Annotated in this window: 11 protein-coding genes; 7 read left to right on the top strand and 4 right to left on the bottom strand. The window is 36.3% G+C overall.

The window, feature by feature from the left end:
* Positions 1-40: 40 nt before the first annotated feature.
* Complete coding sequence (locus JQC67_RS06255; RefSeq protein ID WP_203251976.1) at positions 41-2,854, top strand: TonB-dependent receptor; 2,814 nt, start codon at positions 41-43, stop codon at positions 2,852-2,854.
* A 2-nt stretch (positions 2,855-2,856) separates the two neighbouring features.
* On the opposite strand, the gene JQC67_RS06250 is transcribed toward JQC67_RS06255, so the two are convergent.
* The 4 genes from JQC67_RS06250 to JQC67_RS06235 form a co-directional block, all read right to left on the bottom strand.
* Complete coding sequence (locus tag JQC67_RS06250; RefSeq protein ID WP_203251975.1) at positions 2,857-3,972, bottom strand: ThuA domain-containing protein; 1,116 nt, start codon at positions 3,970-3,972, stop codon at positions 2,857-2,859.
* Positions 3,973-4,045: 73 nt separating this feature from the next.
* Complete coding sequence (locus JQC67_RS06245) at positions 4,046-4,885, bottom strand: sugar phosphate isomerase/epimerase family protein (RefSeq protein ID WP_203251974.1); 840 nt, start codon at positions 4,883-4,885, stop codon at positions 4,046-4,048.
* A 113-nt stretch (positions 4,886-4,998) separates the two neighbouring features.
* Positions 4,999-6,249 (bottom strand): MFS transporter, encoded by a 1,251-nt coding sequence (locus JQC67_RS06240; RefSeq protein WP_203251973.1) that lies wholly within the window; start codon positions 6,247-6,249, stop codon positions 4,999-5,001.
* A gap of 245 nt (positions 6,250-6,494) precedes the next feature.
* On the bottom strand, positions 6,495-7,379 hold the full coding sequence (locus tag JQC67_RS06235; protein WP_203251972.1) for an AraC family transcriptional regulator: 885 nt from the start codon (positions 7,377-7,379) through the stop codon (positions 6,495-6,497).
* A 432-nt stretch (positions 7,380-7,811) separates the two neighbouring features.
* Between JQC67_RS06235 and JQC67_RS06230 the strand changes: the two genes are divergently transcribed.
* The 6 genes from JQC67_RS06230 (at position 7,812) to JQC67_RS06205 (ending at position 16,538) form a co-directional block, all read left to right on the top strand.
* Positions 7,812-8,861: a sugar phosphate isomerase/epimerase family protein gene (locus tag JQC67_RS06230; RefSeq protein ID WP_203251971.1), complete on the top strand. Its 1,050-nt coding sequence runs from the start codon at positions 7,812-7,814 to the stop codon at positions 8,859-8,861.
* Positions 8,862-8,935: 74 nt separating this feature from the next.
* Entirely contained in the window at positions 8,936-10,084 is a 1,149-nt protein-coding gene (locus tag JQC67_RS06225) for a Gfo/Idh/MocA family protein (RefSeq protein ID WP_203251970.1), read from the top strand.
* 56 nt (positions 10,085-10,140) lie between these two features.
* Positions 10,141-11,253 carry a zinc-dependent alcohol dehydrogenase gene (locus tag JQC67_RS06220; protein ID WP_203251969.1) on the top strand — a complete coding sequence of 371 codons (1,113 nt, stop codon included), beginning with the start codon at positions 10,141-10,143 and terminating at the stop codon, positions 11,251-11,253.
* Between the two features lie 54 nt (positions 11,254-11,307).
* Complete coding sequence (locus JQC67_RS06215) at positions 11,308-12,327, top strand: NAD-dependent epimerase/dehydratase family protein (protein ID WP_203251968.1); 1,020 nt, start codon at positions 11,308-11,310, stop codon at positions 12,325-12,327.
* 60 nt (positions 12,328-12,387) lie between these two features.
* On the top strand, positions 12,388-13,356 hold the full coding sequence (locus JQC67_RS06210; RefSeq protein ID WP_203251967.1) for a Gfo/Idh/MocA family protein: 969 nt from the start codon (positions 12,388-12,390) through the stop codon (positions 13,354-13,356).
* Positions 13,357-13,388: 32 nt separating this feature from the next.
* A complete protein-coding gene (locus JQC67_RS06205; protein ID WP_238934500.1) occupies positions 13,389-16,538 on the top strand; it encodes a PVC-type heme-binding CxxCH protein in 3,150 nt (1,049 codons plus the stop codon).
* The last annotated feature ends 27 nt before the right edge of the window (positions 16,539-16,565 follow it).

Raw genomic sequence — 16,565 nt, 5'->3', positions numbered from 1 at the left:
TAAATAAGCACGTTATATTTGCAGTTCCAAACAACTTTTGATGAACAAATATTACGCAATACTGTTTATAACAGTATTTTCTATTGTTAGTAATTCACTGTATTCGCAAATCACAATTAGTGGTGAGCTGAAAGACAATCAAGGCAACCCATTAGCTGGGGCTAACGTAAACCTATCCCCCACTAACCAGAATACAATTTCTAATATGCAGGGTGCATTTGAAATACCCGGCATAAATTCTGGCACTTATGAAATTACTATTTCGTATATCGGCATTAAAACTCATAAAGAAATTTTAGAGGTCACAAATGAAAACATATCATTAACAACGACCTTGTTTGATGACCCATTAAATCTGCAAAATGTTGTTGTTACAGGTAATTTTGACCCAAGACTTCAACTTCAATCTAGTACAGCAGTTACAACACTTGACGCGAAAGCAATTCGGCAAACCACTCAAAGAGGTACTGCAGATTTGCTACAAGCAATTCCAGGCACGTTTACCGACCCATCCGCTGGTGAAGTTTTTACCAAAGTATATTCCAGAGGTATTTCAGCATCAGCAGAAGATGACATGGGTTGGTATTATATTTCTTTACAAGAAGATGGCTTACCTGTTAGCCTTGTTCAACATTCGTACTACGGGCCCGATTTATTTCACAGAGTAGACATCACTACAACCAAACTAGAAGCGGTTAGAGGTGGCAATGCTTCAATAACCGCCTTAAACGGACCAGGAGGCATTTATAACTTCATTTCACAGACAAAAAGAGAAAATTTTGGCGGAGAAATTCAACTTCAAGGTGGAGTTCAAGGTGAAAGTAATTTAAGCTCAAGAATTGATGGTACTATTGGAGGCTCATTTGGCAACAACTGGTATTACAACATCGGAGGCCACTATAGAAATGACGAAGGCGCACGTAATACAGATTACACTTTTAGTAAAGGTGGCCAAGTAAAATTCAATCTTTTAAAAGAACACAGCAAAGGCTACATAAAGTTTTATGGTAAAATTTTAGATGATTTCACTAATAGATATACCGGTGTTGCCGCAATTAACTGGGAACAGCCTGAGGCAGCGTTTGGTCAAAACTTCAGATCTACAGCCCTAATGATGCCTGCTTTTAGCGCAAATGTACCCGATGGAAGACGTGTTGACTCAGGCGCTACAAATAACTTTGATCCTTCGCAAGGTGCTCATGCGCAAGACCACGCTTTCGGCGTAGACTTATTACACGACTTAGGCAATGATTGGTCTGTTCGTTTTAATTTAAAACATTCCGACAAAAGCGCAAATTGGCAAACTGCTATTAGCAACTCATTTGTTTCTTTAAGTAACCCTCTAGCCTATTTTATTACAGGAGCTCAATTTCCTGTAGGACAAATTGTTTTCAATGATGCAGTAACTCAAAATGAAGTTGCACGTGTTGACAATAGTGGAATTTTAATAGGACAACCTTTTAACTACATTTCAGGCAACCTACCTAATGATGCAATTATGGGAACAGCCTCTTGGTTAAAACAAAATGAATCTGACGAATGGATGAATCAAATTACAATTCGAAAGAAGGCTGAAATGCATGATCTTAATATAGGTTTTGCTGGTGGCTTGTCTTCAACATCACTATACACACAAGGTAATTTTGGTTTTGTAACATATGAACCCAATCCCAGAATGTTACACGTAACATTACAAAACCCAGATCAACCAATTATTGAGCTATCCGACAAAAATGGCTTAAGTAATTATGGGGGGTTATTTTTTGACAATTCACGTGCAGATGTTACACAACTAGCTTTTTTCGCTAATGACAACTGGAAGCTAAATGAACGCGTATATGTTGATTTAGGGGTGCGATATGAAACTATATCACACAAAGGAAGTAAAGACCAATCTGCTCCATTAGAACGATCAGGCGGAGTTGATGGTAATCCTCTAACTGATTACGACAATGGTTTACTAATACCAACGGGTGAACAAGATAGTTTTGATTTCAACTACAATTACGTATCATATTCAGGAGCTATAAACTATAAAGTAACCGATAATGCAGCCCTATTTGCTCGATACTCTTCAGGAAACAAGGCACCAGAACTAAATTATTATTTCAACAATTTCTCAAATGTACCCATTAATAAAGCTGGTGAAGTACAAAAAATAAACCAGGCCGAAATAGGTGTTAAATTATCTAAAAACAATTTCTCTGCTACCGCAACTGCATTTTACAGCACACTTACCAATATTGGCGTAGCTGACTTTGCATTTGATGGAGACTCAAATAGTGTATTTTACACACCGATTCAGTTTAACGACTCAAGAACTATTGGTGTAGAATGGGAAAGCGCTTATTCGGTAACCTCCAATTTAACCTTTAGATTTAATGGTACCCTTCAAAATGGAAAAGCCACCAAATGGACGGTATACAACTCCGCTGGCTCAATAGATACTGCCGACGATAGCACCGTTGATTATTCAGACAACAAATTACCTTTCAACCCTAATCTTATGTTTAATTTAGGTGCTGAATATGACAATGAAGTTTTTAATGGATTTTTCAGATGGCAATATATGGGCGAGCGCGAAGGCAATATTGCGAATGCTTTTCAATTATCAGCATACAGTATTTTCAATCTTGGTTTAGGTTTTAATGTTAGCGAAAATGTTACTCTCAATCTATTAGTAAACAATCTTTTTAATTCTGATGGTTTGGCTAACTTTTTTGGAGCCAATGAATTTGGTGCTAGTGCAAATCAGGTAACCAAAGAATCTATATCTGAAAATCCAGATGCCAGTTTTGTAGTTGTACCAGTACTACCAATTAGCTCTATGATAAGAGTTGGCTATCGGTTTTAAAACTATTCTAAATCAGAAATTTTTAAATTTTTATCTAACCAATATTCATTGGTTTGGAATCCATATGCTGATGGTTTAAAATCACCAACCAAATCAACATTAGCCTTTTCAGGCACTGTTTCACCCATAGTCCAAAAAACACTATTTACTATTAATCGACGAACACTTTCATTTAACATATCAGTTGCTGCTCCAATTGTAGAAGTAAAAGCTTTACCTTTTTTTCCTCCTGGTAGCTGATAACTTTTTGTCCATGAAATTGGCATAAGTACATCGTTCACTTTCAAGCCTGTGTTATTTTCTGTAGCCAATTCAGTATCTGAAGATTTCATACCAAAAAGTACATCATCTTCATTATATTCACCTGCTCTATTAATAATTTGACCTAAAATAATAGGCGCACTATCATCAGGTAATGGTAGGCGCACCCCATACACATCTGTAGGACCCCAAATTTCTCCACTTACAATTCCGTTTGTTATCGGATGTGCTTCCGCTCCTTTAGCAAAAACACCTCTTGTACTTTGATGTTTGTGATGCCCATGATGGGTTTGCCAGTTTTCACCTAAAACTAATCTTCCAAAACCGTCAGTCCATTCGGCTAAATCACCTTTATAATAATTGCCGTAATTTTTAAATAAAGAAACATCTTCTTCTTTAAAATTAAAGGCATGGGTTGCTGTTCTTAAGCCAACTACTGGTTTCCCTGATTTCAAATAATCATCAATGTGCTGCATTTGATCATCAGGCAAAGCTCTAAAACGTGTTAAAATCACCATCATGTCAGCAGAATCAAGAGCGTCTAGACCTGGAATATTATTCACATAATTTGAATTTACTATACCTGGTTTAGCAGGATCTTGAGCAAATAGAACTGTACATTTAAAACCATGATGTTTTGAGAGAATCTTTGCTAATTGCGGTAACGCTTCTTCAGAACGATATTCTTCATCACCAGAAATAAGCACAATGTGTTTTGAATCATCACTACTACCTTCATAATTCAACCATTGTTTTGGAGCCTCAACCTCTGTAACAACTTCTTTTTGTTCTGACTTTTGTTCTTTACACGCAAATAGTGTTGCACATAATAATATCAGCAAATATGTATTTTTCATTTTAAGCTTTTTTGTTCTTTTATTCTATTGAAATTATAAAGCACTATTTTATACACGCATCAGATACGAGAAATTAAATCCCCATTCCCTCTTTAATTAACTGTAGTCCTTTGGTATAAATTTCTTCTGAATCAGAGTAATTACGCCAAACATTAATTGCATTCGCAAATTCAGGAATGATGGTGCTAAAAGCTTCAATGGTCAACCATCCATCATAATTAATTTCCTTTATTGTTGGAAAAACATCATTCCACTGTACTTGTCCACTACCAGGTGTACCTCGATCATTTTCACTAATATGAATATGTTTCAAAACAGGTGCAATTGTTTTTAAAGCACTAGATTGACTTTTTTCTTCTATATTACTATGATGGGTATCATACATTGCTCCCAAATTAGGATGATCAACTGCCTCTACCATCTTTTTCAAATCAGCCATAGTATTATACAAATAACACTCAAACCTATTTACGGCTTCTGGCGCGAGAATTATATTTGAATGCTCTGCATACTCTGCTGCCTTTCTTAACATCTCAGCACTCCATTGTTTCTCTTCTATAGTTGGAGGTTGTCTTGTGAAATAGGCAAATGTAGAATGAAAAGGACCACATATCACTTCAACATTCGCAGCTGCGGCTACATCAATTGACCATTTAAGTTTATCTAAACCAGCTGCCCTATACTTTTTATCAGCACTTGCTATATTTTCTTCAGGTGCCAAGGCTGCAACAGCGGTCACACCCATTTTTGTATCAGCAAAATACCTGCCTAATTTTGAATAATGAGCTTCATTGCCTTCACCTAAAAATAATTCAACTCCATCATAGCCCGTTTTCTTTAAAGTATCTACAATGGGAAAATGTTCTTCTGTTACATGATTTGTCCAGAGTAACATATTCATACCAATTTTCATATATAATCATTTAGTCATATTCTTGATAGCCAAGAATTAATTAAACCTTACTAGTAAAACCAAACAATCCCCTCCTAGTTTAGGTAGGGGATTGTTTATAATCAAATAAATTATTAATGTGCAGCTGCAGTTGCTACATCATCACTTTTTTTGTTTTTCATCCAGAAATAAAGTATTGTAAAGAGAACTATAAGTATTGCTGGAAATAACACCATTGTACCCATGGTTTCCTGTCCAGCAACTAATTCCAACTCATCACCAGTTAAACCTTGCGCAGAAGCAGCGGCTCTATCTGAATCAATCCAACCACCAATTATGGATTGAAAAATTGATGTAGAAAACATACCTATCGCACCTATAACTGACATACCTAATGCCCCACTTTTAGGAGTTTTAGTTGCCACCAAACCAATCATATTTGGCCAAAAATAAGCAATACCCAAAGCAAAAATAATGGCTGCAACATATGCCATACCTCCTGTTTGCGTACTAAATAAGTAAATACCAATAGTTGCCAAAATAGCTGACCCTAATAGCACACCTGTCTGATCAAATTTCTTAACCATATCTCCTCCAAAATACCTTGCAACAGCCATTAAACCTGCCGTTAAAGCAAGAATTAGCATTGGTTGTGCTCCGCTTTTAGATAATATTAAACTAACCCATTGATTAGGTCCGAATTCAGAAATTGCGGTTAGAGCCATACATGCAGCAATAAAAAGAAAGAGCGGTGTAAACATTGCTTTTATGTTGCCACTTAATGTAGCTGCCTCTTGTACTTTAGCTTTAGGCCAAGACTGGCCGTAAAATAAATAAGCATAAATAATAGCTGGTATTAATAAGATCCAAACTTGATTTTGCCCAATTATTCCAATATTCGTCATTAAGCCTGACAATAAACTACCAACAGCAATACCACCGGGGAACCACATATGAAAGCGATTCAACATCTTACTCATCTTATTACCCTGATAAGCATCTGCTATCATAGGATTACAAGCTGCCTCAGTACATCCATTACCTAAACCAATAAGCAGATTCGCAACTAAAAGACCAATATAATTGCCTGAAAATATGAGCATTAAAATACCAACTGCATGAGCAAGAAATGCAAATTGCATTATTATCTTACCTCCAATTTTGTGATATATTAGTCCCCCAATAACCATAGAAATTGGGAAGCCTAAGAACCACATCGAACTTATTAAACCAGCTTGTTCTCCTGAGAGAGCTAGTTCTGTTTTTAATTGATCTAATATTCCAGCAGCAATACTAAATGAAAAGGCGGTAGTAATTAAAGCGAAACAACTTCCATAAAAGAGTCTGTTCGCATTTGAAGCACCTACAGTTGCATTTGTTTCCATAATTTTAAATTTTAATAAGGTTTTTAACTTTGGTATATCTAGTTGTTTGAGCCTATAAGTTTACTATTTTTTTTGAGATAATTATAATTTATATCTAAAATCATTATTAAATCACTCATTAGCAATGGCTTGTTTTAAAAATACGGCAAAAAAACTACCAATAAAACCATAACTACACAAAACTATAGTAAAAGGCTCTTTCAAGATTCCTATATTTTGTAAAAAGATGACACTTTTTTGTCTTATTAGGATAGACTTGATTTAATATTTAAAAACAATCTTCGATATTCATGCGGACTCATATCAGTAATCGCTTTAAATTGTCTGTTAAAATTTGAGAGCGCATTAAAACCACATTCATAACTAATTTGCGATATATTAAGGTTGTCTTCTAAAAGTAGTTTACGTGAATGCCCTATTCGAATCTCATTAACAAAACGTGTGAAAGTTTTGTTTGCACGCGGCTTAAAATACCTACAAAATGACGTAGTTGTCATATTCAACAACATTGCAGCTTCTTCTAATGAAATTTTTGTTTTAAAATTATTCATTACATATTCATAAATCAACCGCATTTTCTCTGCATCATCACCTTTGAATACATTTGTATAACCAGGACTAGCTAACAAATTGTATTCTTCACTAGTGGCTAGAACATCAAGTATTTCTAATAATTTAATAATTCGTTGAAACCCTCTTTCGTTTGATAAATGCTCAAGCAAACTTCTTATTTTTTTTCGCGTTTCTCCGTAAAACTCTATACCCCTGCTAGCGTTTTCTACCAATTTTTTAAGATTATAAAATTCTTCTCTATCCAAAAGTGATTCACTGAAAAGCTCTTGATCAAAATAAATAACTAATCCCCTGGTAGACAAGGTGCTATTTTTTTCAAAATACAAATCATCACTACGCCATAAATGAGGTAGACTTGGCCCTGTAATCACCAAATCACCTTCTTCAAAACTATGAACGTTATCACCAATAAAACGAGTTCCTTTGCCTTCAACAATAAAAGATATTTGATACTCAGAATGAAAATGCCATTGTGGATTGAAATAGGGACCAACAATATCCTTAAAGATAAAAGTCTCTTTTGTGGTAAGCGTTTTTTCAATATTTGGACTACTCATAAATTTCCATTTAAATAACAAAACATCCAAATATATGACAAAAAAGTATCATCATTTAGCAAGATAAAGGAAATATCAAAACACTTAGTAGTATAGTTTTGTACAGCTATATTTTAATTGTCTAATTTTAATGAAACAATTTTAAGAATAGTGCATAAAAAGTGAGAATAAATTTAGATATTGACAGGTGAAATCACTTAAAAAATGCACAGGTATTTAAATTCATTTAACCTTGAATTAAAAATAAGCGGAAGCACATTTTTCATTCAAATTATAATTACTTAGTAAAGTTTATTGCTTTGCACATAAAGGTTACTTTGACAAAGCGTTTGTTACGAATTTTATACTAAACCATTTTCAGAACAACATCGAACCGCAATATAAGCGGACAAGTATTTTTAAAGAATTAAGTAATAATTAAAAACAACTGTTATGCCAGATAACAATTATCCAAAACTTCATAATGCTTCATGGCCAGGCGTGGTTGGTAAAGGTCCAGACTCTGAACCGCCTATTGATTTAGACACCATACTCGAATTGACAGCAAATGCCGAGGTCAATGGTAAAAAATTTGACGGAATCGATTTATTCTTAGCAGACCCTCACGTGAGCATTGATTCGTCTGACGACGATTTAAAAAAGTTAGTAGACAAAGTAAGTTCTTACAATTTAGAAATTGGAAGCTTCGTAGCTCCAATATGGGCCGGTACTGGCGGGGGTTCTGCAATGGGCTCTACTGAAGACCGAAAGAATTTTGTAACACAAGTGAGAAAGGCTTGTGAAATAGGTAAAAAATTACGTGATATTGGAATTCGTCCTAATGGAATAATTCGTATTGACTCTTCTATAGATCCTGAAACTTGGGCAAAAGACGAGGTTGCCAACACCAAATTAATTGCGCAAACCTTTCGTGAAGCTTGTGATGTAGCCGCAGGTTACGGAGAATCATTAGCGGCTGAAGGTGAAATTTGCTGGGGCGGAATGCACGGATGGAAAACAATGTTGACTACCTTAGAAACTGTTGACAGACCCAATATTGGTTTTCAAGCAGATATGGCACATACCCTTTTGTATTTATTAGGATACAACAAAGAAGATGAGCGAATATTGCCACAAGATTTTGATTGGAACGATAGGGCAACATTAACTGAAGGATTAAAAACCTTGACGGCTGCACTCCGACCATGGACTATCGATTTTCATGTAGCCCAAAACGACGGTACTGTTTTCGGCGCAGGTTCACATGACAAAACGGGTAGACATTGCCAAGCTACTGACCCGAATGGTAAGTTAGATATCGCTGTAGATGCCGGACATTGGCTAAGAGATGAAAACGGAATATTAACCAAAAAGTTTAAACACATTTGTTGGGATGGATGCATGTTTCCGAATGATGTAATGATGCAACCTAAAACTTGGAATGATATTTTAGGAGCATTGTTAAAAGTTCGTGAGTTACACGGATGGTATGAAGCAGAATAATTGTCTAAAAAATAAGTACAGAATACATTTTAGCACGATTCACGCCCAGGCATGAATTACAATATAATTATAAGATGAAGAAAGAATTAAGAATAGGCTTAGTAGGTTATGGCTTTATGGGTCGAACTCACTCAAACGCTTACAAAAGAGTAGGAGATTTTTTTCCTGATTTAAAATACAAACCTGTTTTAAAAGCAGTTTGCGCAAGAAACAAAGAACGCGTGCAAGCCTTTGCTGATCAATGGGGTTATGAATCTATAGAAACTGATTGGCGCACTTTAATTGCTCGTGATGATATTGACGCAATAGATATTTGCACACCTAACAATATGCACGCAGAAATTGCAATTGCAGCTGCTGAAGCAGGTAAAATGGTACTTTGCGAAAAACCTTTAGCCAGAACGGTTGCTGAAGCGCAACCGATGGTTGATGCAATTGAAAAAGCGGGAGTTCCGAATACTGTATATTTTAATTACCGAAGAATACCAGCCGTAACACTGGCAAAGCAAATGATTGATGCTGGTAAATTGGGTAAAATCTTCCACTTCCGTTCTAACTTTTTACAAGACTGGACCATTAGTCCAGAATTACCACAAGGTGGCGAAGGCCTTTGGCGTTTAGATAATGACGCTGCTGGCTCTGGTGTAACTGGAGATTTATTAGCCCATTGTATTGATACCGCAATGTGGTTGAATGGAGGAATTACAGATGTTTCTGCAATGACCGAAACCTTTATTAAAGAAAGAATTCATACCGGTACTGGCGAAAAACAAAAAGTCACTATTGATGATGCATGTCTATTTCATTGCCATTTTGACAATGGTTCACTAGGCCTTTTTGAATCAACAAGATATGCGCGTGGTCATAAAGCCTTATTTACATTTGAAATAAATGGCGAACATGCATCTATAAAATGGAACTTGCACGATCTTTCTCGTTTAGAATATTTTGACCATAGAGATGAATCACAAGAAAGAGGATGGCGTACCATTCATGTAACTGATGGTGATCACCCATATATGGACAAGTGGTGGGTTCCAGGACTTTCAATAGGTTACGAACATAGTTTCGTACACCAAATCGCTGATTTCTTAAAAAACTTAGGAGAAGGCAAACCATGTTCACCAACATTTAGAGAAGCTCAAGAAACACAAAAAGTATGTGAAGCAGTATTAAATTCTGCCGCATCAAAGAGTTGGAAAGACACTGGTGTGAATTGGTAATATCCAATAAGATTTCTAAAGAGTAAGCATTCAAGAACAAACAACGATTAGAAAGAATGAGTGAAACAATAAAAGGCTTTTGCCTTCAAGGAAAAGAAAAAATATATCCGAACTCAGGTGTATCAGTTACAAGCAATGCTGAAGTTGTAACAATGGATATCCCTGAATTAAAAGAAGGTGAAATACTAGCAAAACCGCTATACACAGGCATTTGCGGATCTGATAATAGTGCCACAATTGCAAAAGCTAATTTTGATTGGGTACAACGCCCAAGGGTAATCGGACATGAGTTTAGTGCAGAAGTTTTAGAACTAGGCCCTGGTGATCACGGCGATGTGAAAGTAGGTGATATTTTCACACCCCTTGCAATGTTAGGTTGCCAAGAAGAAGATTGCCCAGCATGCAGTGTATCAAAATGGAATCTTTGTGCGAAAAAAGAAATCATAGGTTTTCATAGAAATGGAGGATTCGGTCAACGTGTAGTTCTTGAATCTGATCGCGTTGTTCATTTGTTAGATGGATTAACCCCAGCACAAGGTGCTCTTGTAGAGCCTCTGTCAATAATTACAAATGCTTTGTATAATAAATGTAGTATCAAACCTGGTCAAGATGTTGTCGTAACTGGTTGTGGTATTATTGGATTAATGTCTGCGGAAGTTGCACGAGCTTCAGGTGCGCGAGTTGCTGTTACTGGTCTTGCCCACGATAGAGATATCCGGTTGAAAAAAGCTAAAGAAAGAGGATTTATTACGCTAGAAGTATCTCCAGAAAATTCACTTACTGCTCAATTACAAAATGGAATAACTGATGCAGATGGTATTCCATTTGGTACCAACGGAAAAGTTGATTTAGTGATAGAATGTTCAGGCGTGCCGCCAGTACTTAGTGAGGCAATTGAAGTGGTTCGACCTGAAGGTGACATTTGTGTAATTGCAACTTACGGACAAGAAGTAGCAATTAACGCAACACATTTGACTAGAACTTCTTTAAATATGCGTGGATCTATGGGTTCTTGTAGAGAAGATTATATGTCTGCCATGAAATTGATGGTGACTGGCGTATTTCCTGCAGAGCATTATACAGACCTTTATGAATTTGAAAATGTCACAAAAGCCTTTGAAGATTCTATAAAAGCCTTAAACATGAAGGCCGTCGTAAAAATGAATTAGTACCAAGTTCAATAATTAAAAAGTCTAAATTCAAAAGACTATTATCTTATCAATATGAACAAAATTTTCATCACTGGCGGAACAGGTTGTATTGGCTCTGTCACTATATATAAACTTTTACAATCTGAACACGTAGATAAAATTGTAGTTGCTTCTCGCTCAAATAACGCTGAGCCACTAAAACTATGGCTTGGTAAAGATTTAGACCCGCGCATTGAATTTGTAACGCTTGATGTTTCTAATTATTCAGAAATAAAAAGAGTTCTATTAGAAGTAGACCCAACACATATTATTCACCTAGGAGCTTATCAAAGTCCAGATTGTTCTAACGACCATATTGGTGGCATGGAAATTAATACTGGTGGCACCATGGCTTTGTTTGATGCTGCGGAAAAGCTTACCAATTTAAAACGATTTGTATTCGCTAGCTCGGCTGCCGTTTATGGCATGCGATCTATGTACCCTCAAGAAACTATTTCAGAAGATGTACAACTTGCACCACCAAATCACTACGGAATCTGGAAATTAGCAGGTGAGCATCTAGCACGTTTGTTCTATGATAACACTAAAGTACCGACTGTATGCTTGCGAATAAATACTACTTATGGAAAAGGTCGAGATAAAGGAAAAACATCTGCACCAACAAACGCACTAAAAGCCATTGTTTTAGGAGCTAAGAAAAAAGAGCTAATGCCTTTCGCAATGCCCTATCAAGGTAGAGAAAATTATCATTTTGTAGAAGATGTAGGAGCACAATTCGCAGCTGTAACTACACAGGATTTTGAAGGTTTTGGCGCATTTAACATTCAAGGGGAAACTATTCCTATTCAGTCGTATTTAGACTTAGCTAAACAAGAAGCTATAGCCTTAGGTTTGGGTGATTATGTTTCACTTTCAATAGTAGAAAATGCACCACCTAATCTTTTTGTTTGTGACCTAGACCACACAAAAATAGCGAGTACTTTTTCTAACCTCCCTTTGTGTAAAATATCAGAAGGAATTAGAAATTCTCTTATTGAATTTAAAGCTATGGCCGAAAAAGGTGCCTTAGAATATTCAAAACCTGCGTCGTAGATTGAGATTAAATTTTATAGAAACTAAATATTTCTGACCAAATTAATAGTTACAAAACAAATGAAGACCATAGGAATAGGATTTATTGGCGCGGGAGACATTGCTGATTTGCATGCAGAGGCAATAAATGACTTACAGGGAGCTGAGCTTATTGGAATTTGGAATAGGACTACCTCAAAAGCCGAAGTAAAGGCTGCAAAATTTGGATGTGATGTTTATTCAACCGTTGACGAATTATTAGCAGATCCAAAGATTGATGCTGTCTTCATTTTAACGAATATGGAAACGCACTGCGAGTACACTATAAAAGCAGCTTCATACGGAAAACATATTTTAGTTGAAAAACCAGCAGCTTCAAGTATTGCTGAACTTAATAAAATGCAAGATGCCATTGACAAAGCTGGTGTTACTTGTATGCCAGTACATAATTATATTTATGAACCCGGAATCATGCGTGCAAAACAGATGATTGAATCTGGTAAACTGGGCGATATAACTCAGTTTTACATGATGTATAATATTCATCATGCAGATGAAATTCGCGCAAGATATCCTGGAGTAATTCGACAAATATTAACGCATCATAGTTACACCATGCTCTACTTAGCTGGCAACCCGAAAACCATATCCTGTTTAAAAAACACAGTAGACGACACCTTGGCTCCACAAGAAAATATAGCCATGGCTACAATTCAAATGCAAAATGGCACCTTAAGTCACTTATGTGCAAGTTTTGCAAATGACGACCATTCAGGAGATCCGTGGAGCTGCATTATAAAAGTTATTGGAACAAAAGGAAGCACGCGATATAGTTATAGAGATTTTGTAATCAACGCTAGAAATGGCGCACATTCGCAAACCTATCAATGTTACCCTGAATCAATAAAAAATACCGCTACTCATTTTATAAACCAAGTTTTACGACAAGGTGAAAAACCACTATCGAGTATTGAAGATGCGATAACTTGTCAAAAAATTATTGAAGCTTGTGAACAATCTGTAGAACAAGGAATACATGTACAATTTTAATGAATAATGTCACTTTTAGGATGATAGAAAATATGAAGAATTTTTTTAGAGTGTTATTTGTAGTAGCCATTTTAAACATTAGCTGCACCAATAAAAAAGAAGGTGCAATCAAAATACAGAAGGACGACCACATTGTACTTATTGGCAACAACCTTGCTTCTAGAATGTTGAATTTTGGACATTTTGAAACTGAAATGCAATTACGATACCCTGACAGTACTTTGTTTATTCGTAATATGGCTGACCCGGGTAACACCCCAGGCTTTCGTCCACATTCTTCACGTAAAGAACCTTGGGCATATCCAGGAGCCGAGAAGTTTCATACAGAATTAGCCAACAAATCAGGTAGTATTGGTTTTTTCCCTACAGAAGATGAATGGTTAACCGATTTAAAAGCCGACGTTGTTATTGCTTTTTTTGGATATAACGAATCGTTTAAAGGTGAGGCTGGATTAGAAAATTATAAAAATGAATTGCAAGGTTTTATTGCTCACACTAAATCTCAAAAATACAATGGAAAAACCGCTCCAAGATTAGCTTTGGTATCGCCTATTGCATTCGAAGATTTGTCCTCTAAAATGGATTTACCAAATGGTATTGAAGAAAACAAAAACTTAAAGCTTTATACTGAGGCTATGCGTGAAATAGCAGCCAAAGAGAATATAGCTTTCTTAGATGCTTTTACACCAAGTAAAGATTGGTACGATACAGAATCTGAAGATATAACTGCAGATGGTTTTCAATTGAATGACTTAGGCTATCAAAAATTTGCAAAGCTATTAGCAGATTCTTTTTTCGGAGAAGAAAATGCAGTTGATTCCAATAGAAAAATAGTACATGACGCCGTAGCTGAAAAGAATTGGTATTGGCACAATGTAATTAAATTACCCAATGGCGTTCATGCTTGGGGAAGAAGATACGATCCTTTCGGACCTGATAATTACCCTTACGAGAAAGAAAAAATCAGTCAAATGGTCAAAATTAGAGATACCGCTATTTGGGAGGCTAATCTTGGCAGAACGATGGATTTAGCTACAGCAGATGAAAATACAAGAACGCTGCCTCCAGTAAAATCAAATTACGATGATGGCATGGGTGATGTAGAACAAGGATATATTACCGGTGAAGCATCCATAGATAAATTTACAGTTGCAAAAGGTTACAAAGTTGAACTATTCGCCTCTGAAGAAGAATTCCCAGATTTAGCAAACCCTAATCAAATGTCCTTTGATAATAAAGGGAGGCTTTGGGTAGGTGTTATGCCAACATATCCTGCATACAAACCAGGTGATAGCAAACCCAATGACAAGCTAATTATTTTGGAGGATACGGATAATGATGGAAAAGCTGATAAGCAAACAACATTTGTTGATGATTTATATCTAACTATTGGTTTTGAATTTGCTCCTGAAGGTGTTTATGTTTCACAAGGTACCAATCTTGTTTTATTAAAAGACACCGATGGTGATGATAAAGCAGATGAAAGAGAAATAATATTAAGCGGATTTGATGATCATGATACGCACCATACCGCTGGCGCTTTCGCTGCCGACCCATCAGGTGCAATTTATATGGGTGAAGGTGTTTTTCTACATACTAATATTGAAACTGCTTATGGTCCCGTTCGTGCAACTAATGGTGGGTTTTATCGCTATAGTCCACAACGTCACCATTTAGAACGCACTGCTCAATTACCTATACCAAATCCATGGGGAATTGCTTTTGACGAATGGGGACAACCATTTTTTGCTGATACTTCAGGACCAGACATGACCTGGATGACTCCTGGATCAATTTTACCACGTTATGGACAAGCTTCGCCTAAACCTAAAAACCTAATTGAAGATGCCCATAGAGTTCGCCCAACATCTGGATTAGAGTTTATTTCAAGTCGTCATTTTCCTGAAGAAGTTCAAGGTGATATTATCATTAATAATACTATCGGATTTTTAGGCACCAAACAACATACTATTGTTGATGACCCAAATAGCTCAGGTTACATTAGTCGTCACCGTCTAGATTTAATCCGCAGCAGTGATACTAATTTCAGACCCGTTGATATGGAGTTCGCTCCCGATGGATCATTATATGTAATTGACTGGCAAAATATTTTAGTTGGTCATATGCAGCATAATGCTCGTGATCCATTACGTGATCATGTACATGGTAGAATTTATAGAATAACCTATCCTTCAAGACCTCTAGTAGCGCCAGCAAAAATTGTAAATGCAAGCATCGAAGAGTTATTAGAAAATTTAAAACTGCCAGAATTTCGCTCACGTTACCGAACAAAGCGAGAGTTACGAGCAAGAGACGTTTCAGATGTATTGTCTAAAACAAAACTATGGGTTGAAGGCTTAGATAAAAACGACCCAAAATATGACCATTATATTTTAGAGGCTTTGTGGGTAACTTGGGGACTTGATGCTGTTGACAAAGACATTTTACAACAAGTTTTAAATGCTAAAGATTTTAGAGCACGTACGGCCGCTGTAAAAGTATTGCGTTACTCAGGACATCAAATTCCAAATCAAGCAGATTTACTTATGGCAGCAGCCAAAGATGAAAATCCTCGTGTTCGACTTGAGGCTTTTGTAGCTGCATCATGGCTTGAGAAAGAAATTGGTCTACCTATTATTGAAACTGCAGGTGAAATGCCATTAGATAAATGGATGGAAAAACCTTATGAAGCTGCAATTGCACATATTAATGATGTGAATGTCGGTCAAGACCCAGAAACTAAAGGAACAAAAACTGACTTAAAAGGTGCAGAAAAAGAACTATTCGTAAAAGGTGAAGAAATTTATAATCGTGAAGGTTTCTGTGTTACTTGTCACCAACCTGATGGTAAAGGTTTGAGCGCATCGCAGTTTCCTCCTTTGACTAAATCAGAATGGGTTACAGGCAATGAAGAACGACTAATAAAACTTACGTTGCATGGTTTAATGGGACCTTTTGAATTACAAGGCAAATCGTATTCAGGACAAGTTCCTATGACACCTTTCGGAGGAATGTTAAACGATAATGAAGTTGCTTCTGTACTAACATTTGTTCGAAATGCTTTTGATAACAAAGCATCTGCCATTTCACCTGAAAAAGTAAAAGAGGTTCGTGAAGCTACTAAAGACAAAGAAGGTTTCTACACGCCTGCTGAGTTACTAAAAATGCATCCGATGAATTGATTTTCTAATATTTTTTTTAAAATAATT

It is taken from the genome of Aurantibacter crassamenti (genome assembly GCF_016811105.1).
GTDB lineage: Bacteria > Bacteroidota > Bacteroidia > Flavobacteriales > Flavobacteriaceae > Aurantibacter_A > Aurantibacter_A crassamenti.
The sequence above is the reverse complement of the archived record's forward strand: the minus strand, read 5'-3'. Positions and strand labels throughout refer to the sequence as shown.

Coding starts and splice junctions, on each gene's coding strand:
- JQC67_RS06255 (WP_203251976.1), top strand. CDS start 41: ATGAACAAATATTACGCAATACTGTTTATAACAGTATTTTCTATTGTT.
- JQC67_RS06250 (WP_203251975.1), bottom strand. CDS start 3,972: ATGAAAAATACATATTTGCTGATATTATTATGTGCAACACTATTTGCG.
- JQC67_RS06245 (WP_203251974.1), bottom strand. CDS start 4,885: ATGAAAATTGGTATGAATATGTTACTCTGGACAAATCATGTAACAGAA.
- JQC67_RS06240 (WP_203251973.1), bottom strand. CDS start 6,249: ATGGAAACAAATGCAACTGTAGGTGCTTCAAATGCGAACAGACTCTTT.
- JQC67_RS06235 (WP_203251972.1), bottom strand. CDS start 7,379: ATGAGTAGTCCAAATATTGAAAAAACGCTTACCACAAAAGAGACTTTT.
- JQC67_RS06230 (WP_203251971.1), top strand. CDS start 7,812: ATGCCAGATAACAATTATCCAAAACTTCATAATGCTTCATGGCCAGGC.
- JQC67_RS06225 (WP_203251970.1), top strand. CDS start 8,936: ATGAAGAAAGAATTAAGAATAGGCTTAGTAGGTTATGGCTTTATGGGT.
- JQC67_RS06220 (WP_203251969.1), top strand. CDS start 10,141: ATGAGTGAAACAATAAAAGGCTTTTGCCTTCAAGGAAAAGAAAAAATA.
- JQC67_RS06215 (WP_203251968.1), top strand. CDS start 11,308: ATGAACAAAATTTTCATCACTGGCGGAACAGGTTGTATTGGCTCTGTC.
- JQC67_RS06210 (WP_203251967.1), top strand. CDS start 12,388: ATGAAGACCATAGGAATAGGATTTATTGGCGCGGGAGACATTGCTGAT.
- JQC67_RS06205 (WP_238934500.1), top strand. CDS start 13,389: ATGAAGAATTTTTTTAGAGTGTTATTTGTAGTAGCCATTTTAAACATT.